This window comes from Bradyrhizobium sp. CCGB01 (assembly GCF_024199795.1).
In the GTDB taxonomy this organism is placed as follows: Bacteria; Pseudomonadota; Alphaproteobacteria; order Rhizobiales; family Xanthobacteraceae; genus Bradyrhizobium.
This window is the reverse complement of the sequence record NZ_JANADK010000001.1, coordinates 7163382-7183465: the sequence shown is the minus strand read 5'-3', so window position 1 is coordinate 7183465 and position 20084 is coordinate 7163382. Positions and strand designations below refer to the sequence as shown.

The following is a 20084-nucleotide window of genomic DNA, read 5'->3' as shown; positions in this document are numbered from 1 at the left end:
AAAAATGGACGATTTCTGGTACGAAGCCGAACGTCAGCTCCTGGCCAAACGATCGAATGGACAGGTCGATGCCGATCAAACTGCCAGCTCGTCCGGAGATGGGGAGGCGAGCACAACCCTGCGAAAGGACGCAGCGCCGCGACATCGACACAAGAGGACGAGCCCGCCCGAAGCCGGGCTCCGGCTGCGATTACTTTCGGTTCTTGTCGAGGTTCTGCGCCATTTCGAGGTGATGCTTCAGAGCCGGCAGCGTCTTGCCCGCCCAGTCCTTCAGCTTGGGATCTTCACCACCGTTCGCGTAGCGCTCGAACAGCGACACCGCGTCCTTGTGCGCGCTGACCTGCATCGGGTCGTAGGTTGACGCAAAGTCGTCCGGCTTCGCATCGCGGAGCTTCGCGATCTCCTTCTGCGACGAGTCATCCAGCGACGCGGGAATGGCAGCCTTCAGGTTGTCAGGCACCATGGACTTCAGCTCGCTGCTGGTTTTCGTATGATCCGTTACCATCATTTCGGCGAACTTCTTTTCGTCGGCGTTGCCCTTCTGCTCCGCGATCTTGGCCGCCTCGATCTCCGTCATGTCGCTCATGGCGGCTTCCTTGATGAAGTCTTTCGTCCTGGGAGCGATCCCGAGGGTAGAGTTCACGCCTGTCTTCTCGCCGACCGACTGAGCCAGGGCGGGCGCGCCGATAACGGTCAGCAGAGCGAATGCGAGGATTGTCTGTTTCATGGATTTGTTTCCCCTGGAAGTTGGAATGCGCATGCAACCGGCTTTCGCAAGCAAAGTTCCTGACGCCGACGACGCAGTAAATGCTGCACGGCCCCGGCCGAGAGGAGGAGGCCGGGGCCGCTCGCCTAACAGGCAACGTGCCGGCAGGCTTGGCCGGCACATATTGGCAATCGTTTTTGATATGCCGCGTTCCTACAAAGCATATTCGCGACCGCCATTTTCGCTGTGTACACTTTTGCACGGAAAACGCAGCCCTGTCTTGGCATTCTGATTTTGTGATTCGGCGCTCGATGACCTTCCGTGCTTACGCGCATCTCTGCGATGATTTCGCGCGCACTGAAGCGTGCTCCCAGGGGCGGAGCGAATGGGAAGAGGCCGCCCGGGACTGGCGCGGCCTCGCCGAAGCAGCATTCGAAGAAGAACAGGCGGCTCAGTCTTCCCGGCCATTCTCCGCAGCCGGCTAAGCCCATCAGCCGCCGAGCACATTGCCCCAGCCGTCGAATTCAAAACCGCGCCAGGCGACAGCGCCGTCCGGGAGGTTGCGGGAGGTCGCGCGAAAGTCAGCTTCGTCCTCGCCCGTCCAGGTTTCAATCGTATCCGCGATGCGATCGTGAAGGATCGCGGGTTCTGCCGGATCGAAGCCCGACATGGGTCTTAGGGAAGAGGTTACCATTTACAGATCCTCCCTGATGCCGCGATAAACAGGATGCCGTACTTTCCCTTCGGCCGACTTCGCGCGGTATTCGATCTCCGCGAGGAGCTCAGGTTCGACCCATACACCCTTATGGGCTATCCGCTTGCTGTAAGGCTGCGTCCTGCGGATGAGTGGTGTCAGTTTGCGCCGCAGCTCGGCGGCTGAAGTTTTATCGAACCCGTGATCGACCTTGCCGGCATAGATAATGTCACGCAATGAAACCAGTGAAAGGCGCCGGCAACGTTTGCACTTCGCCTCAAGCAGATCATATCCCCCGTTGATAGCCTTTGGCCCTGCGAGCCGCCGCCGAAGAAGCCGCTGCCCATTAGTTCCAATCGTCGGATCGGCTTGCCGGTCGTCGACGATTGGGCGCATCTCCCCAGTGGCCCACGCCCAGATCAATGCGTTCCACGCCTCACATTCGAGCTTGTCGGCTTCACGGATCTTGGTTTCTGCCGCACTGCGGATCAGCTTCGACTTCTCGAAGTAGGTGTCGTGGAGTCCGTCAGCATGACGGACGCCCTTGGCCTGAGCTTTCCTCAGATCGCCGGAGAGTGGGATAGGAATGATGCGCGGGGACATTCAGTCATAATCGCGCCGAATCCAACCTCGGGAAAGTCGCTAGGGTAGGGGATGGGGAAAGTACCGATACCTGACATTGGTCAATGTTTGGCGTGGGGCAACAGTTGACTTGGGCAGAGCAGCTGCCAGGCAGGCTTAAACTGTCCACCTCTCCAAAGGAGCGTTCGACCGTGCGATCCCACCCAAGCACCTGGGAAACGTCTGACCACCGATTGACCGCCGAAAACTCGTGGATCGCAGGTCCTGGGCAAACTACAATTCGCCTGTAACCTATCGATTTAGATCGATCGGCAGGCATGGCCGAACTTCCGACGTTGCGCCGTGTTGGCGTACAATCTGCACTGGGGCGAAGCGCTTCCCTGTTTGGAAATGCTAGCTAAGCAATTGATATTGCTAGAGGCGAATTCCGACGTTTTTTCCAAATGCGCCCTGAAATCACTTACTACTCAGGCAGGTTTTGATTCCGCTGTTCTCGATCTCTCCGGCGCCGACTGTTGGCGCCGGAGAAATTGAGGTTCGTCGGTTGGCTTCGGTGCTTGTTGGGAAACCGCGTATTTGGAAAAGCGTGTCGGGGTGACGTTTATCGCGCAGGCGAATGACCTGCCTCATGCGAAGGATCGAAGGAAATAGAGTAGGATTGGGTCGTGTGGGGAAAGGCGGTAGTGCTCTCCCGACTCGAACGTCCGAAAGATGATTTAGAGTGAGATCTAGCTTCTACGAGAGGCATGGTTTTGAGTTGATCTCAGAAACCGGCGGCTCACGCAATGAAGAGAGGAGCCCGATGCACTGTAATCGTGGCGAGGTGATAATTATTCACCTCGATGATCGCCTCTGGCTCATAGCCGACTTCCGCGTCGGCTGTGGTGATTTCCGCTTGTGACCCACTGAGGAAGTCTAGAGGATTACCTAACCTGAGCGGGATAAGCACACAGCGTTTTCAGGGCCTTCCTCGATAGCTGCGCAGGATGCGACGTTGATCGAATGCAAGCAAATTGCGCACTGGACGGTCGAGGAGCGACCGGCCGAGACGACTGCAGCGACCCTGGTTCTCTTCAGGAGCCTTGAGTCATTCCAGGCCGCACATCAGGCAGTCGCGTTCACGAGATGGTCCGATACCGTCGAAATGAACGCGCGAAGCCGCCCAAGGCGCCGTAGGTCTCGGTGGTATCCCATCCAAATGTCTCGCGCTAGCGGCAGCGTCGGCAGGTCCAGTCTACGGATACCGGGGATCTGATTGCCGACCACGCAAGGCAGGACGGCGATGCCGACGCCTTCCCTGCACATGCGCCCTTGGACGTTGCGGTTGTTCGATCGCAGGACCGGTCTCGCGTTGGGGAAACTCTCGATGAGCCACGCGATGTCGGGGAAGTGGGGCGTGGATGGCGCGATCAGCCGGAAACCAGTCCCATCGCCATATTTGGGATCAGCCGCCTCCTGCGCGATGTAGACGCCGTATTCGAGCCTGAAGAGCCGCCGCTGAATGACATCGGCAGTGTCGAACGGAGCGGCACGAAAAGCGACTTCGGCCTCCCGCTGGGCGAGGCTGAACCGGCGCGTGCCGGTCAGGATCTCAACGTCGACATTGGGGTATGCGTTCGAGAAATCCGCCAGGATGGGAGGCAGGACATAGGCCCCGAACCAGTCCGTTGATGAAATGCGAAGATTGCCTTTGAGATTCTGCTCCCGCCCCGCAAGCCGGCGCTCCATGGCCAGCGCGCCTTCTTCCATTTGCTCGGCCAGGGCGATGATTCCGTGGCCCTCTTCGGTCAGAACAAGACCGTCCGCTGTGCGCTGGAAGAGCGTGTGACCGATTGCCTGCTCGAGTGCGCGTAGGCGCCTGCCGACGGTCGGATGGCTCGTCCGAAGCGAACGCGCGGCACCGCCGAGCGTGCCGGATCGCACAACAGCGAGGAAGATCCTTACGTCACTCCATTCCATCGCGACCCCCGCACAAAACTGAACGCCGAGAGTACAGGAACATCACTTAACGAACAAATATAAGCACCTAGTTTCCCGCCATCGTCTGAGGCGCGTCCTTCTGGGATTCCGCCACCCCATGAGGGCGGCTGCGTGGGTGAAACAACTTGGAGAAGAAGTTATGAAAACCTGGCTTATAACAGGCTGTTCGAGCGGCTTCGGCCAGCGGCTCGCGTTCGCTTCGGCACAGCGCGGCGATCGGGTTATAGCGACGGCCCGCAATGTCAGATCGATCGAGGCAATGGCTGAGCCTTTCGGCGGCCGCATGATCACCTTGCCACTCGACGTGACCGATGCGGCGGCAGCCAAGGCAGCGGTCGTGAAGGCGGTCGAGACATTTGGCGGGTTTGACGTGCTCGTGAACAACGCCGGCTACGCACTGTTCGGCGCGATCGAGGAAGGTACGCCCGAAGAATATCGGCCGATGTTCGATGTAAACGTCTTCGGTCTGATCGAAACCACCAGAGCCGCGCTACCCGTCCTACGACGTTCGGGCGGAACGATCGTCAACATGTCGTCCGGTGCGGGTATCGAGGGCCGCGGCGGCGGAGGCTATTACCACGCCGCCAAGTTTGCTGTTGAAGGAATTTCCGAAGCGCTCGCCGGCGAGCTGAAGCCGTTCGGAGTTCGCGTGCTGGTCGTCGAACCCGGGCCGTTTCGCACCGATTTCCTTGGCCGATCGATCATGATGGCGGCCAACGAGATGCCCGAATATGCCGCAAGCTCACGCAAACACTATCGCGAAACCAGCGACGGCAATCAGGCGGGCGATCCCGACAAGGCGATCGCAGTGATCCTGCAGGCGGTCGACGCCGAGGACCCTCCGCTCCATCTGCCGCTCGGCCCGGCCGCGCACGCGATCGCCGAGAGAAAGCTGGCGGCCTTCCGCAGCGACATCGACGCCTGGCGTGACATCACGATCGCTACCGATTTCGACCAGCCCTGAGCTTGTACACGCTCTATCTGACACCTCCATTTGACCGGAAGCGATCATGATCGCAGCTTTGAACGGGTTTACCCAGCAACTGGTGCCGGTGAACGGCATCAAGATCAACGCCGTGACGGGAGGCTCAGGCCCGCCGATCCTTCTGCTTCACGGCTGGCCAGAAACATGGTGGGAATGGCACAAGGTGATGCCGCTGCTGGCCGGCCATTTCAGCGTGGTGGCCATAGATCTGCGCGGTGCGGGCTTTTCCGACTGCCCGCTCGACGGCTATGACAAGGCGACGATGGCGCGCGACGCGCATGAAGTAATGCTTGCCCTTGGGCATGAACGCTACGCCGTGTGCGGACATGACATCGGTGGAATGGTCGCCTTGCCGCAGGTTGCCACCTATCGGGAGGCTGTTACCCACCTGGCCGTCCTCGACGTTCCGCTTCCCGGCTGGACTGGATGGGAGGCGACGACCGCAAAGCTCTGGCATTTCAGCTTCCATATGAACCGGGACCTGCCCGAGCGCCTGATTTACGGCCGTGAATATGACTATGTTTCGACCTTCATGGCTGAGCGGTTCTACGATCACAGCACGTTCACTCCCGCGGACATCGAGATCTACGCGAAAGCGATGGCCCTTCCTGGCCGCACGCGCGGGGGCATGGAATGGTATCGAGCCCTCGCGGCCGACCACGCCGCCGCGCTCGAGTATAAGAAGCAACCTCTCGCGATACCCGTGCTTGGCATAGGTGGCGACCAGCGCTTCGGTGCGCAGATGGTGCCGATGCTCAAGGAGTTTGCCACCAACGTGACGGGCGGCTCGATCGCGCGATGCAGCCACTATGTCGCTGACGAGCGGCCGAATGAAGTCGCAGCCGCTCTGATCGATTTCCTCAAGGCCAATTGAAGCTCTGCGCCCGCGCCGTCGTAGGCCGGGCGGATCACGACATTGCGGGAGAGTTGCGCCCGCACACATCGCGTTCGATCAATCAAACGAGAAAGGAACACTATCATGACCGCACCTGTCATTCGCGGCGTCAATCATATCGGCATCACGGTGGCCGACATCGAAGCAGCCAAATCGTTCCTGGTGGAAGCTTTCGGCGGTCAGGTGATTTATCAGTCCTTCGGACCGCAGGACCCTCCGCGACAGGGGGCCGAATTCGAGCGGGCCACTGGTGCTTTCCCTGGAACGGTCGTGCGGGCGCAGGCGATGGTCAAGATCGGAACCGGACCGGACATCGAGCTCTTTGAAATGCACGGCCCCGAACAAGCCCAGCCGGTTCGGGCCAGCGACTTCGGCATTACGCACTTCGGCGTCTACACTGACGACATCGACGCTTCGGTTGAGCGCTTCGAGAAGGCTGGTGGCACAGTCCTTACCGCGCCCCGCGCTATTCCCTACGCAACCGAAAAAGGTCCCGGAAACAGGGTCTGCTATTGCCGCATGCCATGGGGCGCGACGATCGAGTTCATCACCACGCCTGACCGCATGGCCTACCACGATCAAACGAACCTGCGGCGGTGGCAAGACGAGGATTGAGCTACCGGCTTTGAACAACGACATGCCGGATGCACGCGGCTCGCGCTGGAGCCACCATGTACCTTTTCGAAATAGCGGCCATCGGGCCACTGTCTCATCCGGGATATGCGCCCGCCAGCGGCGCGGTGGAGCGGCCGACATGGCGATCGCGATCATAACAGCGCCGCGCGCCAAGTTCGAAGATGGCGCAGCGTTCTATGAGTGTACAATCATTCTTAACAAGTTAGAAGGTCGGCCTATGACAAGTGCAACAATGATAGTGACCTGCAGCGGCGGCACGTATTTCGATCGCGACTACTATGTCGATGTTCACCTGCCGTTGGCCCTCGCAAGTTGGCAGAAGCATGGCCTCGAAGGTGCCACCGCCTTCTTCCCGCGAGACGCCGATGCCGTAGATGTCTCCGTTGGAATTTATCGATTTCGCAATGAGTCTGCTCTTCATGCTGCGCTTGCATCCGCCGAAACAGACGCAATTATGAACGACGTCCCCAGGTTTACTGACGCTAAGGTTTTCCGAATGATTGGCGCCCCGCTCTGATTACTTGCTGTTGTAATGCATGGGTGGTCACAACCGGTTTCGACTGGTTATGATCACGCCTTACTCGTCAGAGAATGGTATGACGCTGTCGGCTGGTGGGTCCCGCGCTCCAGCGTGCTTCCACTAATGATGCTGTGGACTTTCTACACCGGCACGAGAGCGCCAAGGAGTGGGTGCCATTTTGAGGCTCACACGATTTGGAAAAGCAGCCTATGCAGTCAGTTTCGGCGATTGGTCTGATATTGCGAAGTCGGTCTTCCAAGGCACGGCGTTGATGCAGCCGGCCAAGTGGTCGTACGCCGTCAGTTAAGGTGCCGACACGTCTTGGCGTTTTTCCAGAAGTTGCCGCCATGCCTGGTGAAGCCCGTAGACTGGCCAGGAGGACGCTGTAATGTCCTATCAACTTTTCGCTTCCACGGATGAGAAGATCGCGCACATCGCTCATGGCGTCGCCCCGGCAGCGCCCGCCATGAGGGGCGAAGGAGCTATGGGGACGGGAAAAGCCCCCGCTGCAATGGTCTCTACAGAGGCCCGCTCCTCATCAAGGCGCCGCTCGATGAAGCTCCGTTCGACCTCGGTGAGCTTCGTCTCCAGCAGTCTCTGATAGCGGCGGATATTGTTGCGGTGGGCTTGGATGCGGGCAATATCTACAGCAAGCATCATCGTCACTCCGACGGAATTTTGTCCTTTCGAGTTCATGGGTTTCGGAAGATCGTATCTTCCACGCGGAAAAATATTCAGAGGCGAACGGCTGTCAAGAGCGATCCGCAGCGGCCAGAGGACTACGGGCTGGCCGCCTACGGATCTCGATTTTTTTGCTCAAGGCCTCTTGAAACGCCTTTACCCTCTTCTAATTCGTTGCTTGCCGCGAGAGCGGTGTGCCGGACGCCTTAGTGGGTCCGGCGCGGGCGCCGGGCCGGGTAACAGACCCGCTCTGACTCCTGCCTTGCGCTCCTTGTATCCATCTTGCTCCTAGGAGGACTTGGACATGAGGACTACCTTCGACTTTGCACCCCTGTGGCGCTCCACCATCGGCTTCGACCACCTGGCCGACCTCGTCGACACCACGCTGCGCCAAGCAGAAAACCACTATCCGCCCTACAACATCGAACGCTCCGGTGAAGACCACTACCGGATCTCGCTCGCCCTCGCGGGTTTCGGCCCCGATGACATCGCTGTGACGGCCGAGCACAACGCGCTGACCATCGAGGGTAGGAAGCCCGAGACGGCGGCTGGCGAGTACCTGTACCAGGGCATTGCCGCAAGGCCGTTCCGGCGTGTGTTCAACCTGGCCGACTACGTTCAGGTGAAGGAGGCCGCCCTCCGCGACGGCCTTTTGATCATCGATCTTGTCCGCAAGGTGCCGGGAGCCATGAAGCCGCGCCGGATCCAGATCGGGAACGGCGTCTTTCCCGGCCCGCAGATCGAGCAGAAGAAGGCGGCCTGACGCCGGATCGACGCTCAACGGCGGAACGCGGCCTGCGCACCCACGCCGGAGAAGCGGATCATCCTGTCGTCATGGGCATCCGACATGTTCGCCGCCGGAAGCGAGGCTCACCTTGCGCGGAACAAGCCGCAGACTCAGTTCATCTTCTGGCGGAGCTTTTCGATGATCTCCCGCAGGTCGTTCGCGTACTCCTCGATGATACGGCGCGCCTGCTCAACGCGCGTTGGCTCCGATGGCGAATCTTCCGGGCGGGGCTCTTCGGGTGGAGGCTTCATGCTCTCCAACGTCGAACCAAGTCATCCACGACCCTTGAGGTAAATCAAATCAGGCCACTGGGGGCGTGTACTCATAAATCGCTTATGTCTGCTATTGGGGGCTAACCGGGCCTGATGGAGGGCGGGCTTAAGGGGGGCAACTGACGCTAAGCGGGCTTTCGATCTGGCAGCAGCTGCGCTCTATTTTTGCCGTTCAATCAACTGTAGAGTGCACTACTATCTGAGAGGGAGGGCATGATGAAAGCAACCTTTCTTTCAACCCTGATCCTTGCACTTTCGACAAGCGCCGGCTTCGCACAACAGCCCGCGCAGTGCCGAAACTTCGAGGCTACAATTGCGCTTCAGATGACCAAGGAAGGTTGCTTAAGCCAGATCGACCTTTGCACTGTCGGAACAGTCATGAGCGACGAGCCCGCTCTAAGCGGCGCAACGTGGCTTTTCACGGCGCACGGGATGGCCGAAACCGCAGGACTGCCTTCGTTGCCAAAAACACTGCAATCTTACGCGGGAACGGTGCTAGTCACGGCAAAAGGGGGGACATTAACCACCACCACCGCTGGCATGTACGACACCGAGGCGCAGGCTTTCAGCCAACTGGACAAAATCGTGAAGGGGACCGATCGCTTCAGCAACTCGGCCGGCCGGCTTATTTTTCTTACCGGAATCGGTCGTCAAGGTGGTGGATTTGATGCGCAAGGTCGCGGCGAGCTGTGCGTGAACGACTAATGGGGCGGGTCGCTTCTCTCATTTCCGCTGGTCGAAGCGCAGCTAATTGGACGCGAATGAGCCACTGCGGGCATGCGCCATTGTACTGCTTGGCGACGCAATATTTTGCAGCCACAGCCAGCGCGACGATCATAGAGATGTGATAATCTGTGCGCAGTCGTCCTCAGGCTGCAATGAGGATCGAATGAAGCGGCGCGAGTTCATAGCGGCTGCTGCCATGTTCCTCATTTCGCCCCAGCGTTTGTGGGCCCAGAGGAAGCCTCGGCGCATCGGCTTTCTTGCTGTAGGTGATGGGAGCGGGCAGGCCCTTAATCAATCCGAGCGTTCATTCCTTGATGGGCTGCGACACCACGGCTGGGTAGATGGAAACCTGATTATCGAATCCCGCTTTTCTCATCCACCCGATCAATTGTCAGCTTCAGTCGCCGACCTGATCGCTCTCAATCCCAATGTGCTAATCGCTGCGGGACCTCTAGCGGCCATGGCCCTGAAATCGGCAACTGCCACCATTCCAATTGTATTCGTGGCCGTGGCTGATCCCGTCCGCCTTGGCCTCGTGCAAAGTCTATCGCGACCAGGTGGCAACATAACGGGTATTACGACCAACGTACCTGAAGATTTTTTCGGAAAACGCGTCGAAATCCTTCGCGAACTCGTTCCGGGCGCCTCAAAAATCGCGATCTTGGTCAATCCGAAGAACCCAATGCTTTACTTGGTGGAAGAGACACGCAGCAAGGCGCGGAAGCTTGGCATAATGCTGCTGACAGTTGAAGCGGCCACGGCCGAGGACCTGGACTTCGCCTTTGCTTCGGCCTCTGCCCAAAACGCCGATGCAATAATTGATTTCGGTGATCCGCTCACCTATGTCGAGGCTCCGCGAATAATCGCACTCGCGGCGAAGCATCGACTGCCTGCAAACTACTTGTTTCGAGTCTACGCCAATGGCGGATTGTCGGTGTACGGCGCGGATACAGCCGATCTATTCCGCCGTGCAGGCAGTTTCGTCGATAGGATACTCAAGGGCACCAAGCCTGCCGACCTGCCGGTAGAGCAGCCGACGAAATTCGAGCTCATCATCAACATGAAGACCGCCAAGGCGCTCGGCCTCACCGTGCCGCCCTCACTGCTCGTCCGCGCTGACGAGGTGATCGAATAGAGGTGCTGTTTGCTGCCGTGCATGAGTCAGGTCATGGCCCTTAGCGGACCTGTCGATCTGCGCATCCAATGTCCGCTTACTTGGGCGGTGCGGACGAAGCTATGCTGGAAGCTGCAAGATAGATTTATGAGTACACGCCCTAATGCAGCGCTCAAAATACGGACAGCACAGCCGGTAAGTGAGCGGCCCCGGCTACAGGTGGGGTCAAGGGGGAGGCCGGGGCCGCTTGCCAACTCTGCCGCAGAGCTGGCGACGACTCCAATATGCACTTGTGGTTCCTGTGCTAGCCGATGGGCCGTGCCGCGCCGATCGTGCGGGCGCGGTGGAGGCCAAAGATGATTACGGCTGACCTGCCAAGCAACTCGTTCCGCTAGTGGCGCGTACCACCGTCACCGAGCAGCGTTGAGCGGAATGACGCAAATGGCGGCGTCGGCATCATCGATTACAAAGATGGAGTATCCTTTCCCAACGAGTTCGGGTCGGGTCTCGCGTAACGAACGAGCGAGCTTGATGGCTTCGATTTGGGCTTCCGTTTCGCTTGGTAAATCATGCGCTCCGAAGTCCGAAACGAAATGCGCATCAATGAGCTTGTAGGTAAAAAGAGGCATCGGGGTTGCCCGCGATAATGCGAAAAGCAAAGCCCCTGCTGGAATAACCAAACAGGGGCTCGCGGATGGATGGCGCGAGGCTCGCGGATGAGGTGTCGCTCCAAGGACCCGTATCACTGAAGCAAACAACCGCTTAGTTGGCTCGCCAAAATATTGTGCAAGCCGCGCAAATAAAAGGCCCGGCGCTCTTTCTCAGAATCACCGGCCCCCGTCCGATCCGCCACGTCGAACCATTTCTAGCAACTTGCCGCCCGGCTAAGGCTGGCGGTTATCCTTTCGGATGCAATGAGGCGGAATAGCGGGATCATGGACGGTGTATGAGTCCCCCGCAGAACGCACCGCGCGGTTCCACATTGAATGAACAACCCACCGGCAGAACGTCCGAAAGGTGGAAGGTTTTGACGTCAGAGCGGACAAGCGCGACTAACAAGCTTGAGCGCTATGTCGGCCCGAAGTGTTTCGGCACATCGCCCGCGCGCCGAGCGGGTTGCCGGGACCTCCTACCATAAACCGCGGCAGATAATCTTCCAATGCTCGAAAGGGCTAACTCGATAGTTCGCTTGCGAGGCGCGGCTTGACTGAGCAAGGTCATCTTACCCCGGACAACTGCCCTTTAACCACGTCCGGGTGTGCCTCGGATCAGCTGGTAATTCGTTGGCTCGATTACGTGGCACTCAGCTGCTGGAGCCTTTTGTGTGGTCCTTTGCTGTTGCGGCACTGTTTCTGGCGCTGTTGGTGTTTGGTGCGGTCGGGTTTATCATTGTCCGCTTTGACTTTCCCGATGAACCGCGAGCTTAAGGTTCGTTCATCAGGCGGCGCGCATCAGGAGTCTAGGAGGCGGTTGTCGGACCTCACGAGCAAACCGGCTGGCCTGTCATTAAGGGTGAGTGCTTAGGGTCACTTGCAGAGATCGCTGCACGAGCACCAAAATGCCTGCACCGGCGAGTTACGGAAACCGCGACTGCCCTCAGGAGTCGCGCTTACCTGGGGGCCCGGGCCGGTCAGGAAGGACATTTTTGCAAAGCCCGCCGCTTTCCGCCATTGCCGGGCGGCTACCTGAAGGTCTATTTGGGTTATCGTGAGCTGATCTTATGGCGCCAACGGCCCCGGATCGATTAATCGGGCTCCGCTTGCGAGCAATACAAACATCCCCTGATAGTCGCGATATCTCGCGGCCATTCGCGTCCTTTCGCGGCCCTTATCCAGGACATTGCCAGACTGGTCGCAAACTCGCCATTCCCAACCACGACGATTGCGATCGATCAACATAATCTCCAGCATTGAAGCTAAGGTACCCTGCATGCTGCACCGGGGGGTGGACCGTTGAGATTCGAGGAAAGTGGGAAAGTCGTCGTCGATAGCGCATCAATAGCGATTTGCTCCTCCGAGAGTCGCTTAATCAAGAACTCGCGCTCGAGAACTGAGAGCCGGGTGCTCAGCAGGCGGCGATAGCGGTGGAGATTGTCGCGATGGCAGCGAAGCCGCGCCAGTTTTTCGTCAATCACCATTGATACCTCACGATAATAATTCAGGCGGCCATGACGCGTTCAGTAGAGCGCAGGCGATAGGGTTTGCCGCCGGGCGGCCTGCCGGAATCTTCATCGAGCGCGCGCAACGCGGCGAGAATGTCGTCGATCGAGACCGGTGCCCCGAGTCCGATCGGCGCGCGCATGGAGGGACGTGACGCGATTGTGGAAGCGTCTGACGCCCATGAGGCAAGAATGGCGCGTTTCTCGGCTATTGTCAGGTAGGGATGTTTCACGACGTCTCCGGGCGTTCCAAACATAGTCCCGGGATGACGAAGCGCGTTAAAATCGAAGACGTTGTCATGGGCGGTCGTCGGCCGCATGGTCCTGCTCCTTTCAATGACGAGGAAATAGGAGCCGCGCGACGTGCCGCGCAGCTCCAATGGCGTCTGCGCTAGGCGGCTGCCTTAGCCTCCAGCTTCGGCACGTTGCCGGCCAAGGCGTCGCCGATCGCAATCCGGCGGGGCTTCATGGCCTCCGGAATCTCGCGGACGAGTTCGATGGTCAGTAAGCCGTTGTCGAACGCAGCGCTTTTCACCTGGACATATTCGGCCAGACTGAACTGGCGCCTGAAGGCGCGGGCTGAGATACCCCGGTAGAGGAAATCACGCTCGGTCTGGTCGGATTTACTGCCCTCGACGGTAACGACGTTCTGCTCGGCAGTGATCTCGATGTCTTTGGGCGCAAAACCCGCAACCGCCAGCGAAATTTGGTAGCGATCGTCGGCGAGACGTTCGATGTTGTAGGGCGGGTAGTTGTCCTCACTCGCCCGCTGAGCGGTCTCCGCGAGGTCGAAGAGGCGGTCGAAACCAATGGTCGAGCGCCAGAGCGGGGCAAAATCGTAGGTGCGCATAGCCAAATCCTCCTAAGAGCAAGATGTCTACGAGCGGCACCGGACACAACCGGTGCCCGTCTCTTGGCCGGGCCCGTCAGGCGCCCGGACGCCATCGTCAGATGGCGACAAAAAAATTAGCAAAGCCGATTTTCGTTTCAAGAGGGCGCTGAAAAAATTTTGCCACAGATCGCCGCCATTACAGGTCCTCGCGCAGCCCCTTGAAGAACGGATGCCTCACCTTTCCCTCAGCTGATTTGGCGCGGTACTCGATCTCTGCCAGCAGCTTCGGTTCGACCCAGATGCCTTTGTGCGCTATCCGCTTCGCGTAGGGTTGTGTCTTCCGGACGAGCGGTTGAAGCTTGTTACGGAGTTCGGCGGCCGATGTCTTGTCGAAGCCGTGATCGACCTTGCCTTCATAAACCAGATCCTCGCCCCTGCGCCGACCTAGATAAATGCCGTCCCACCTACCCTCATCGAGGGCGAAGCCGGCGATGGCGAGCGTCTCGCGTTGCCCGCAGGTCTTCTTGACCCAGTTGTTGCCCCTCCCGCTCGCATAGATGCTGTCGCGCACTTTCGAGACCACGCCTTCGAGCCCGACCTTGCAGGCGTGCGTGAACATCTCGCGGCCTTCGATCTCGAAGCTCTCGCTGAACTGTAGATCGCTGCCGGTGATGATCTTCTTCAGCGTGGCCTTGCGCTCGAATAGCGGCATCTTCCGGACGTCCCTGCCATTGAGATAAAGCAGGTCGAACGCGACGAGCACGATCTTAGTCGAGGTGCCCTTTAGCTCGTTCTGCAAGACGGAGAAATCGGTGCTGCCATCTGCGGCTGGCACCACGACCTCGCCGTCAACGATGGCCGAGCTCGCCTTAATGTGCCAGGCGTCGTTGGCGACCTTCTTGAAGCGTTTGGTCCAGTCGTGTCCGCGGCGGGTGAAAACGGTGACGGCTTCGTTGGCGAGATGCACCTGGACGCGATAGCCGTCGAACTTGATCTCGTGAATCCAGCGTTTGCCCGACGGCACGCGGTCGATTGAGGATGCCAGGGCCGGCTCGATGAAGCCCGGGAAGGGCGCCTTGACGCCGAGCGCTTCCGGTTTTTTTCGCTGAAACGCCACGATCTTAGACCAGGCGCAAGCTGTACTGCCGAGTGTCTTGGGCAGCGTAGCGATCGACGAATTCCTGCAGGTGAGACGGGACGTCGCTGAGTTGCAGGTTACAGCGATGCTGGATTTCGCGGGCAATGTCCTCAGAGACGTCTTCAGACCAGCGCTCTGCCGTGTTGAAAGCGATGACTTTGATAGGCCGCCGATACTCGCCGGCGAGAAGATCTTGAATGACGGTCTCGAGGTTGCCGCTTCCATGTCGGTTTCGCGCCAGGCGCTGCCTGCGCGCCCAATATCATCCGCCACCAGATACACGGTCGGCTCATCGGCCGGCACGATGGAAGGGGTCCATCGGGACTGACGCATACGCAACTCAACGCAACAGAACCGGGATTCAATTTGAACTGGGCTAATTCGTTCCAGCCCTTGGAACTGTTTGTTACTGCTGCGCCTTATACCGAAGGGCAGCCAACGGAGGAAACATGGCAGTCAACAAACCGACCGGCGACAACGCTCGCAAGGGCGCGGTGAAGAAACGTTCGCAGACCAAAACGACGATCGGGGGCGCTACTGGCTACACGAAGCGCGACAGGACGTCCGGCGAGTTCATGGCTGTGAAGAAGCCGAAAACAGCGAAGAAAGCCGCTAAGAAATTCAAAGGTGTGCGGGTTGAGAGGAGAGCTAAGAAGGCCACCAAGCGAGCCCGCTAGGGTGACGGTTGGCGTTACCGCGCGGGGTCTTCGGTAAAGGCCGCGGGTGAGGCGGCCTTACTCTTTGTCCTCGGTCCAACTGCGCTCGCCGCACTGACACTCGAACATATGCACGGTGAGGCCGCGCAATGGGTCCATCATCTTGTGAGCCAGTCGGGGTTGCGCACCGCACTTACACCGCTGCTCTTCCCGAGTCTTCGATCCGGAAAATTTGTCGCTACTGAAAAAGTTCATTGGGATCACCCTGCCAGAGGTGACTCAATAAGTGCCAAAGTGCACAATTGTTCCGCTGGCGGTTGGGACGCAATTTGTTGCGCCTATTGGCAGGCCGGGAATAAATGGCAACGCGCGCTATGATTCGGCCGCGCCGAACGGCCTCAGCATCCGGTGCCAGCCCCGGTGATGCGCGAGGCCGTTTTGTTGTTTGGAGTTAGGCTTATTTGGGCGGCTGCAGGCCTGGCGAACGCAGCCAGTCACTCAGATGTGCGCCGGTCTCGGCAATCCTAGCTTGCTTAAGAAGCGCATCGCGTTCGGCTGCTTGATCTTTAAGCTTGGCAGCCTGTTCGGCCATTCGATCTTCAAGGGAGCGGGTTTGCTTCGCCCTATTGCGGTGCTTGGACATGACGCCTCCTTGAGCCGTCAACGACGACTCCGCAACCGCAGCACCTCTATTCAGTTCCAAAAGCGAAACTAGGCCATCGCTCGGAAACAGGCCAGCGCCAAATGGATCTTTGAAAGAGGCCGCCAACTGAGGCGGCCTTAGTGCTTCTCGGCTTCCTAGATCATGGCTTCCAGCTCGGTGATAAGGTCCCTGTAGCGAACAACGATCCTGTCAAAGAAGGCGCGCTTTTTCTCCGACTTAGCTTCGTCTCTCATCTCTTCGCACCGGCTGAACTGTCGCCAAGGATCGCAAGATGTTCCAACATGTCTTTCATGGAGCTTTCCCCGTGAGGGGCAGGCTACCGGCAGATTAGGACACCCTCAAATTCAACTTAGGACACTTGAGGTCAAATACGGACAGCACCCCAAGTCGGGATCGTTGCCCTAGTGCTCGGAGGGCCCTTGTCCACGAGCTTTGCGGGCCATCTCCATCCACTCTTGCCCGAGCTCCAGCCAAGCCTCTCTATCCGCCTCCAGAACCGCCTTTTCAGCTTCCTCGAGGCAATTCCGCGCTTGCTGCAGGTATCTCGCAATATCAGCTTCGTGCATCGCCTACACCGCGACCGCGAAAGGCGCTCCGTTAATTGTCGGATTATAAAGGTGGCCCGTGCCAGCCGGTAAGTGAGCGGCCCCGGCTACAGGTGGGGTCAAGGGGGAGGCCGGGGCCGCTTGCCAACTCGGCGGCGAGCCAGCGAAGTAATAAACGCCGATCGCTCCCGCAGTTCCTAGCCGTTCTCCAGCAGCTTTTGGTCCGTCGTCTTGAGTCGCACATAGGTGCCGTTCTCGTGCCGGTTCGGCAGACTTCCTCGTTTGAGAAATGTCATTGCCAAAGAGCGAGCGGTGAGTAAAAAATTCACCTATCGAAACGGGGCCGACGAGTCGACAATGGCGGAATATCGCCTCTACCGGGTGGACAAAGAGGGCCATATCCTAGAAGCGGCCGTGATCGTCAGTTGCGAAGTTGACGACGCGGCCATCGCCGAAGCCAAGCAGTATGTGGATGGCGTCGCGATTGAAGTCTGGGACCGCGATCGCCGTGTAGCCGTCTTGCCATCTACGGAGTAAGGCCCGCGCTCGGGCAACGGCAAGCTCCACCTGGCCGTTACACGCGGCCCGCTCTACCGGCGCGGCAGCAGGCCCTCGCTAAGTGCCATCAGCCGCACGAAGGTGCCGCTTTCGTGTAACTCAAGCCAGCCTTGCTCGATCGCATAGCGCAGCCCGGCTCCGAACTCCGGGCCGCTAGCTTTCAGACTGAACAGAAACGGGGCGTTGATCCGTTCGATATAGATGCGGCCGTCCTGAACCGGCGTGATGCTTTTAGCGATCTCGACCAGTTTTCGCGCGGCCGCGATAGAATCCACAGGACCAGCCCCACTGATCGGCGGTGGTCGGCACGCCGGCGCGGGTGCCAATCGTGCCGACACGCACGTCACCGAAATAGATATGCCACGTCTTCTGGTGTGGATTGTCGCTGCGGCGTCGGGTGAGGGCGGTCATATCCAGAGATTAGGAAAGTGCAGGCTTCTAGGCCAGTCGCTGGATTTCGAGGGGTGGATGACACCAAGCCCAACAGGTTGGTCAACAGGTCTCGAAAAAAAGGGTGCTGGCCGAAAAAGGCCCTAGGCCGCCAACTGAGGGACCTTACTCTTCCTCGACGGGAAATGGCTCATGCGTCTTGCGGCCTAGGAAGGTGTCGGGCACAGGGCGCTGCAGCATTTCATGTGCCAGCCGTTCGGCTTTCTCAAATTGTTTGCGGGCCTTCTCCACGTCGCGCGCAAATTCGCCGGGGCGATAGGCAGGGAGCTTATCTGCCATAGGCTGTTCCTCCTCAGACCTACAACTACAGCTGGTAACTTAAGTTCAAAATCGATTAGGCCGCTCTTAAAATGAACCTAGTCCACCGAGGTCGGAAACAGACAGTACTAGAAAAAGGCCCCGGCCCAAAAGGGGCATGAGCCGGGCCTCCACGTTTGCCCCCACGAGCAATTTTGGGGCGGCCTCATTTCTTAATGACGCGGATTTAGATCGCCTCTAAACTTGTTCCATCTTCGGAATGAGCGAGCTTTTCCAAATGGGCAATTATCGAGCCTACCTAATCGGTGCCGATGGGCACATTGAACAGCGGGTTGACCTTGAGGTGCCGGACGAAGCCACCGCGCGCGAAAAGGCAGAACTGCTCGTCGACGGACATGCCGTCGAGCTATGGGACGGCGCAACGAGAATTGCCCGGTTCGAGCCCATCACTAGGCACTAGGGCGCTGAAGTTAAATGATCTTTCACCGTTTATCTTCTTCCGAGCGCAGGCGGTAAGGGAAGCGTTCCTAGGCCTCCTAAGATCACCTACGAGGCCAAGGACGCGATCCAAGAAATCAGGAGAGGCCTGCTCGTCATCGATAACAAGCTTAGGTGGCTTAGCGAGCCTTACTCTGAAGGGTGTCGCGTTCGAGGCGCGCGAGAATGCCAAGATCGAAGCAGATGGACCCTTATGGCTCGGTGTTTCCGAAGCGGCCGAACGCTATCGAGAGATCCAGGTTCGCCGACGTACCGGTCGCGGTGTCTGGTACGCGCACGTCGAGATACTGCGATGGGACGCAGTTCAGCGAACTGGAGAAGCGATTGCAAGCTTCAGTGAGCGCTGCGACTCAAAGGTAAAGGCAGAGGAGGCCGCTCGGAGGCTTCTGACTGAGAATGCCAAATACTTCACCGCGGAAACCTCAGTCGAAGCCGAGGTGTTATGCGAACTGGAGTGGGACGAAGGAGTAGCGGCGAAGCTGCTCTGACACCGGAACGCGGCGAGAACAAATTCCCCCGACTTTCCCCGCCTGTTGCCTTGCGGTCGGGCGCGCCAAGATCGATGCCAGCGATACGTTCGAGGAAGCCGCCCCGCATCTGTCCTCGCGAGAGGTTTTCTCAATCTTGAACGACGGCTCGGCGCTCTCGACCATACTGCAGAAGCGATGAAGTGTGCCCGCGCTGCGACTATCGGCGAGAGGCGATGGTTGGTCCCGCGCCCTTTGTCTCGACGGGGCCGCCTTGCAACGCCGCCCGCCTTTCCGCGACCGCATGATCGAACAGCTCAAGGACGAGGCCGAACGCGGCCATGTCCTCCTGTTCGATGGCTCCCTCGTCGTAGCACTTGATGGTTTCCGCGATGATCGCGTCGACTTCCCGCTGCGAAGCCAGCAGATCCTGCTCGGATCCGGCATCGCGGATCTCGGTTACAACCGCGAGAATTCGGTCGCGGTAGCTGGTGTTGTCATCGCGTTCGTCCCGGTTCAGATAGCGCCGGAGCCAGGCGGCGGCCGAGCCGATGCCAGAAAGCAGAAGCAGTGCGAACCAGAAGTAGTCGCTATACTTGTCCAGAAATGTCCGCTCCGTGCCGTTGATGACCGCCGCAGCTCCCCTGTGCACCGAGGGCTCCGCCTCCTTTTCCGTATCCGGCTTTGTGATGCGCCCGGTGCCGGCGACGCGTTGCGTGACCGTATCGCGTACGGCGAAAAGCTGCCGGTAGAATGCCGCCGCTTTGGCTTCCGACAGCTCTTTCCTGGCTAGGACGAGATGGTTGACGCTGATGGTGTCGATCTTGTCCTCTGGCCAGGCCGGGTTGGCGTTGAAGACACTGCCGGGGATCTCCTCGGCTTCGTAGCGGGGGTGCCGCAGGGCGATCGCTTCGGATGCTTCGACCGGAAGAAATTTCGGCGCTCCGCGCGATCGGGATGTCGCGACGATAGCTGCACTCGTGATTTTGCTGTCGAGGGGACCGCGAGGGATTCCGCTGCTCCTGCGGTGGTGATCGGCAAGATCCTGACCGTCCTGCTTTCCTCCTCGATGGCCTCGGCCATCCCCTGAACAACCTGGTGGTCTTCACTGCCTGAAGGGCCGACGGCGATCCGAAGGGTCTCGGGCTGCAGGAGGTAGAAAAGGCCGGCCGCTGCAGCACCGAAGGCGACGAAACCCGCAGCCAACAAGATCAGGAGCCGTCGTTGGCGTCGATCAGCGGGACTATTGATCGGAGCAGAAGCCGACATCGGCAGACCTTTT

At 59.0% G+C, this 20084-nt stretch carries 22 protein-coding genes and 4 pseudogenes; 11 read left to right on the top strand and 15 right to left on the bottom strand.

What is annotated here, in order from left to right:
* Positions 1-190 precede the first annotated feature (190 nt).
* The 4 genes and pseudogenes from NLM25_RS33750 to NLM25_RS33735 form a co-directional block, all read right to left on the bottom strand.
* Positions 191-727 carry a DUF4142 domain-containing protein gene (locus tag NLM25_RS33750; RefSeq protein ID WP_254124550.1) on the bottom strand — a complete coding sequence of 179 codons (537 nt, stop codon included), beginning with the start codon at positions 725-727 and terminating at the stop codon, positions 191-193.
* A 469-nt stretch (positions 728-1196) separates the two neighbouring features.
* Positions 1197-1376, bottom strand: coding sequence for a hypothetical protein (locus NLM25_RS33745; RefSeq protein WP_254122077.1), 180 nt, complete (start codon positions 1374-1376; stop codon positions 1197-1199).
* A 24-nt stretch (positions 1377-1400) separates the two neighbouring features.
* Positions 1401-1631 (bottom strand): annotated as a pseudogene (locus NLM25_RS33740) (DNA ligase); the annotation flags it as partial.
* 1455 nt (positions 1632-3086) lie between these two features.
* Entirely contained in the window at positions 3087-3941 is an 855-nt protein-coding gene (locus NLM25_RS33735) for a LysR family transcriptional regulator (RefSeq protein WP_254122076.1), read from the bottom strand.
* 160 nt (positions 3942-4101) lie between these two features.
* Between NLM25_RS33735 and NLM25_RS33730 the strand changes: the two genes are divergently transcribed.
* The 5 genes and pseudogenes from NLM25_RS33730 to NLM25_RS44520 all read left to right on the top strand — a co-directional run.
* Positions 4102-4926, top strand: coding sequence for an oxidoreductase (locus NLM25_RS33730; protein ID WP_309143659.1), 825 nt, complete (start codon positions 4102-4104; stop codon positions 4924-4926).
* Between the two features lie 46 nt (positions 4927-4972).
* Complete coding sequence (locus tag NLM25_RS33725; protein WP_254122072.1) at positions 4973-5821, top strand: alpha/beta fold hydrolase; 849 nt, start codon at positions 4973-4975, stop codon at positions 5819-5821.
* Between the two features lie 105 nt (positions 5822-5926).
* Positions 5927-6457 (top strand): VOC family protein, encoded by a 531-nt coding sequence (locus tag NLM25_RS33720; RefSeq protein ID WP_254122070.1) that lies wholly within the window; start codon positions 5927-5929, stop codon positions 6455-6457.
* Positions 6458-6596: 139 nt separating this feature from the next.
* Positions 6597-6995: a hypothetical protein gene (locus NLM25_RS33715; protein WP_254122069.1), complete on the top strand. Its 399-nt coding sequence runs from the start codon at positions 6597-6599 to the stop codon at positions 6993-6995.
* Between the two features lie 212 nt (positions 6996-7207).
* A pseudogene (locus NLM25_RS44520) lies at positions 7208-7355 on the top strand (IS110 family transposase); the annotation flags it as partial.
* A gap of 81 nt (positions 7356-7436) precedes the next feature.
* Here NLM25_RS44520 and NLM25_RS33710 read toward each other — a convergent pair.
* Complete coding sequence (locus NLM25_RS33710; RefSeq protein ID WP_309143631.1) at positions 7437-7658, bottom strand: hypothetical protein; 222 nt, start codon at positions 7656-7658, stop codon at positions 7437-7439.
* A gap of 325 nt (positions 7659-7983) precedes the next feature.
* On the opposite strand from NLM25_RS33710, the gene NLM25_RS33705 reads away from it, so the two are divergent.
* Positions 7984-8442 (top strand): Hsp20 family protein, encoded by a 459-nt coding sequence (locus NLM25_RS33705; protein WP_254122068.1) that lies wholly within the window; start codon positions 7984-7986, stop codon positions 8440-8442.
* Positions 8443-8576: 134 nt separating this feature from the next.
* On the opposite strand, the gene NLM25_RS33700 is transcribed toward NLM25_RS33705, so the two are convergent.
* A complete protein-coding gene (locus NLM25_RS33700; RefSeq protein WP_254122067.1) occupies positions 8577-8717 on the bottom strand; it encodes a hypothetical protein in 141 nt (46 codons plus the stop codon).
* A 234-nt stretch (positions 8718-8951) separates the two neighbouring features.
* On the opposite strand from NLM25_RS33700, the gene NLM25_RS33695 reads away from it, so the two are divergent.
* Positions 8952-9443, top strand: coding sequence for a hypothetical protein (locus NLM25_RS33695; RefSeq protein WP_254122066.1), 492 nt, complete (start codon positions 8952-8954; stop codon positions 9441-9443).
* A 184-nt stretch (positions 9444-9627) separates the two neighbouring features.
* The gene (locus tag NLM25_RS33690) at positions 9628-10599 is read left to right on the top strand and encodes an ABC transporter substrate-binding protein (protein WP_254122065.1); all 972 of its coding nucleotides are present in this window, start codon (positions 9628-9630) and stop codon (positions 10597-10599) included.
* A gap of 389 nt (positions 10600-10988) precedes the next feature.
* Here the strand turns inward: NLM25_RS33690 and NLM25_RS33685 are convergent, their stop codons facing one another.
* The 5 genes and pseudogenes from NLM25_RS33685 to ligD all read right to left on the bottom strand — a co-directional run bounded on the left by NLM25_RS33685 (position 10989) and on the right by ligD (position 14685).
* Entirely contained in the window at positions 10989-11207 is a 219-nt protein-coding gene (locus tag NLM25_RS33685; RefSeq protein WP_254122064.1) for a DUF6894 family protein, read from the bottom strand.
* A 450-nt stretch (positions 11208-11657) separates the two neighbouring features.
* Positions 11658-11741: pseudogene (locus NLM25_RS44515) on the bottom strand (L,D-transpeptidase); the annotation flags it as partial.
* 994 nt (positions 11742-12735) lie between these two features.
* Positions 12736-13056, bottom strand: coding sequence for a hypothetical protein (locus NLM25_RS33680; RefSeq protein ID WP_254122063.1), 321 nt, complete (start codon positions 13054-13056; stop codon positions 12736-12738).
* Between the two features lie 71 nt (positions 13057-13127).
* Positions 13128-13586 carry an Hsp20 family protein gene (locus NLM25_RS33675; RefSeq protein WP_254122061.1) on the bottom strand — a complete coding sequence of 153 codons (459 nt, stop codon included), beginning with the start codon at positions 13584-13586 and terminating at the stop codon, positions 13128-13130.
* 178 nt (positions 13587-13764) lie between these two features.
* Entirely contained in the window at positions 13765-14685 is a 921-nt protein-coding gene (ligD, locus tag NLM25_RS33670; protein ID WP_254124546.1) for a non-homologous end-joining DNA ligase, read from the bottom strand.
* A gap of 470 nt (positions 14686-15155) precedes the next feature.
* On the opposite strand from ligD, the gene NLM25_RS33665 reads away from it, so the two are divergent.
* Entirely contained in the window at positions 15156-15383 is a 228-nt protein-coding gene (locus NLM25_RS33665) for a hypothetical protein (RefSeq protein WP_254122059.1), read from the top strand.
* A gap of 436 nt (positions 15384-15819) precedes the next feature.
* On the opposite strand, the gene NLM25_RS33660 is transcribed toward NLM25_RS33665, so the two are convergent.
* The gene (locus tag NLM25_RS33660; RefSeq protein WP_254122057.1) at positions 15820-16005 is read right to left on the bottom strand and encodes a hypothetical protein; all 186 of its coding nucleotides are present in this window, start codon (positions 16003-16005) and stop codon (positions 15820-15822) included.
* Between the two features lie 878 nt (positions 16006-16883).
* Between NLM25_RS33660 and NLM25_RS33655 the strand changes: the two genes are divergently transcribed.
* Positions 16884-17108, top strand: a complete 225-nt coding sequence (locus NLM25_RS33655; protein ID WP_254122055.1) for a hypothetical protein — start codon at positions 16884-16886, stop codon at positions 17106-17108.
* A 53-nt stretch (positions 17109-17161) separates the two neighbouring features.
* On the opposite strand, the gene NLM25_RS33650 is transcribed toward NLM25_RS33655, so the two are convergent.
* Positions 17162-17404: a hypothetical protein gene (locus tag NLM25_RS33650; protein ID WP_254122053.1), complete on the bottom strand. Its 243-nt coding sequence runs from the start codon at positions 17402-17404 to the stop codon at positions 17162-17164.
* Between the two features lie 280 nt (positions 17405-17684).
* Entirely contained in the window at positions 17685-17858 is a 174-nt protein-coding gene (locus NLM25_RS33645) for a hypothetical protein (RefSeq protein WP_254122051.1), read from the bottom strand.
* 238 nt (positions 17859-18096) lie between these two features.
* On the opposite strand from NLM25_RS33645, the gene NLM25_RS33640 reads away from it, so the two are divergent.
* Positions 18097-18297: a hypothetical protein gene (locus tag NLM25_RS33640; protein WP_254139803.1), complete on the top strand. Its 201-nt coding sequence runs from the start codon at positions 18097-18099 to the stop codon at positions 18295-18297.
* Between the two features lie 725 nt (positions 18298-19022).
* Here NLM25_RS33640 and NLM25_RS33635 read toward each other — a convergent pair.
* A pseudogene (locus NLM25_RS33635) lies at positions 19023-20071 on the bottom strand (hypothetical protein).
* Between the last annotated feature and the right edge of the window lie 13 nt (positions 20072-20084).

Excerpts from the sequence above, each read along its gene's own strand:
- NLM25_RS33750 (WP_254124550.1), bottom strand. The coding sequence starts at position 727 with ATGAAACAGACAATCCTCGCATTCGCTCTGCTGACCGTTATCGGCGCG.
- NLM25_RS33745 (WP_254122077.1), bottom strand. The coding sequence starts at position 1,376 with ATGTCGGGCTTCGATCCGGCAGAACCCGCGATCCTTCACGATCGCATC.
- NLM25_RS33735 (WP_254122076.1), bottom strand. The coding sequence starts at position 3,941 with ATGGAATGGAGTGACGTAAGGATCTTCCTCGCTGTTGTGCGATCCGGC.
- NLM25_RS33730 (WP_309143659.1), top strand. The coding sequence starts at position 4,102 with ATGAAAACCTGGCTTATAACAGGCTGTTCGAGCGGCTTCGGCCAGCGG.
- NLM25_RS33725 (WP_254122072.1), top strand. The coding sequence starts at position 4,973 with ATGATCGCAGCTTTGAACGGGTTTACCCAGCAACTGGTGCCGGTGAAC.
- NLM25_RS33720 (WP_254122070.1), top strand. The coding sequence starts at position 5,927 with ATGACCGCACCTGTCATTCGCGGCGTCAATCATATCGGCATCACGGTG.
- NLM25_RS33715 (WP_254122069.1), top strand. The coding sequence starts at position 6,597 with ATGGCGATCGCGATCATAACAGCGCCGCGCGCCAAGTTCGAAGATGGC.
- NLM25_RS33710 (WP_309143631.1), bottom strand. The coding sequence starts at position 7,658 with ATGATGCTTGCTGTAGATATTGCCCGCATCCAAGCCCACCGCAACAAT.
- NLM25_RS33705 (WP_254122068.1), top strand. The coding sequence starts at position 7,984 with ATGAGGACTACCTTCGACTTTGCACCCCTGTGGCGCTCCACCATCGGC.
- NLM25_RS33700 (WP_254122067.1), bottom strand. The coding sequence starts at position 8,717 with ATGAAGCCTCCACCCGAAGAGCCCCGCCCGGAAGATTCGCCATCGGAG.
- NLM25_RS33695 (WP_254122066.1), top strand. The coding sequence starts at position 8,952 with ATGATGAAAGCAACCTTTCTTTCAACCCTGATCCTTGCACTTTCGACA.
- NLM25_RS33690 (WP_254122065.1), top strand. The coding sequence starts at position 9,628 with ATGAAGCGGCGCGAGTTCATAGCGGCTGCTGCCATGTTCCTCATTTCG.
- NLM25_RS33685 (WP_254122064.1), bottom strand. The coding sequence starts at position 11,207 with ATGCCTCTTTTTACCTACAAGCTCATTGATGCGCATTTCGTTTCGGAC.
- NLM25_RS33680 (WP_254122063.1), bottom strand. The coding sequence starts at position 13,056 with ATGCGGCCGACGACCGCCCATGACAACGTCTTCGATTTTAACGCGCTT.
- NLM25_RS33675 (WP_254122061.1), bottom strand. The coding sequence starts at position 13,586 with ATGCGCACCTACGATTTTGCCCCGCTCTGGCGCTCGACCATTGGTTTC.
- NLM25_RS33665 (WP_254122059.1), top strand. The coding sequence starts at position 15,156 with ATGGCAGTCAACAAACCGACCGGCGACAACGCTCGCAAGGGCGCGGTG.
- NLM25_RS33660 (WP_254122057.1), bottom strand. The coding sequence starts at position 16,005 with ATGTCCAAGCACCGCAATAGGGCGAAGCAAACCCGCTCCCTTGAAGAT.
- NLM25_RS33645 (WP_254122051.1), bottom strand. The coding sequence starts at position 17,858 with ATGGCAGATAAGCTCCCTGCCTATCGCCCCGGCGAATTTGCGCGCGAC.
- NLM25_RS33640 (WP_254139803.1), top strand. The coding sequence starts at position 18,097 with ATGAGCGAGCTTTTCCAAATGGGCAATTATCGAGCCTACCTAATCGGT.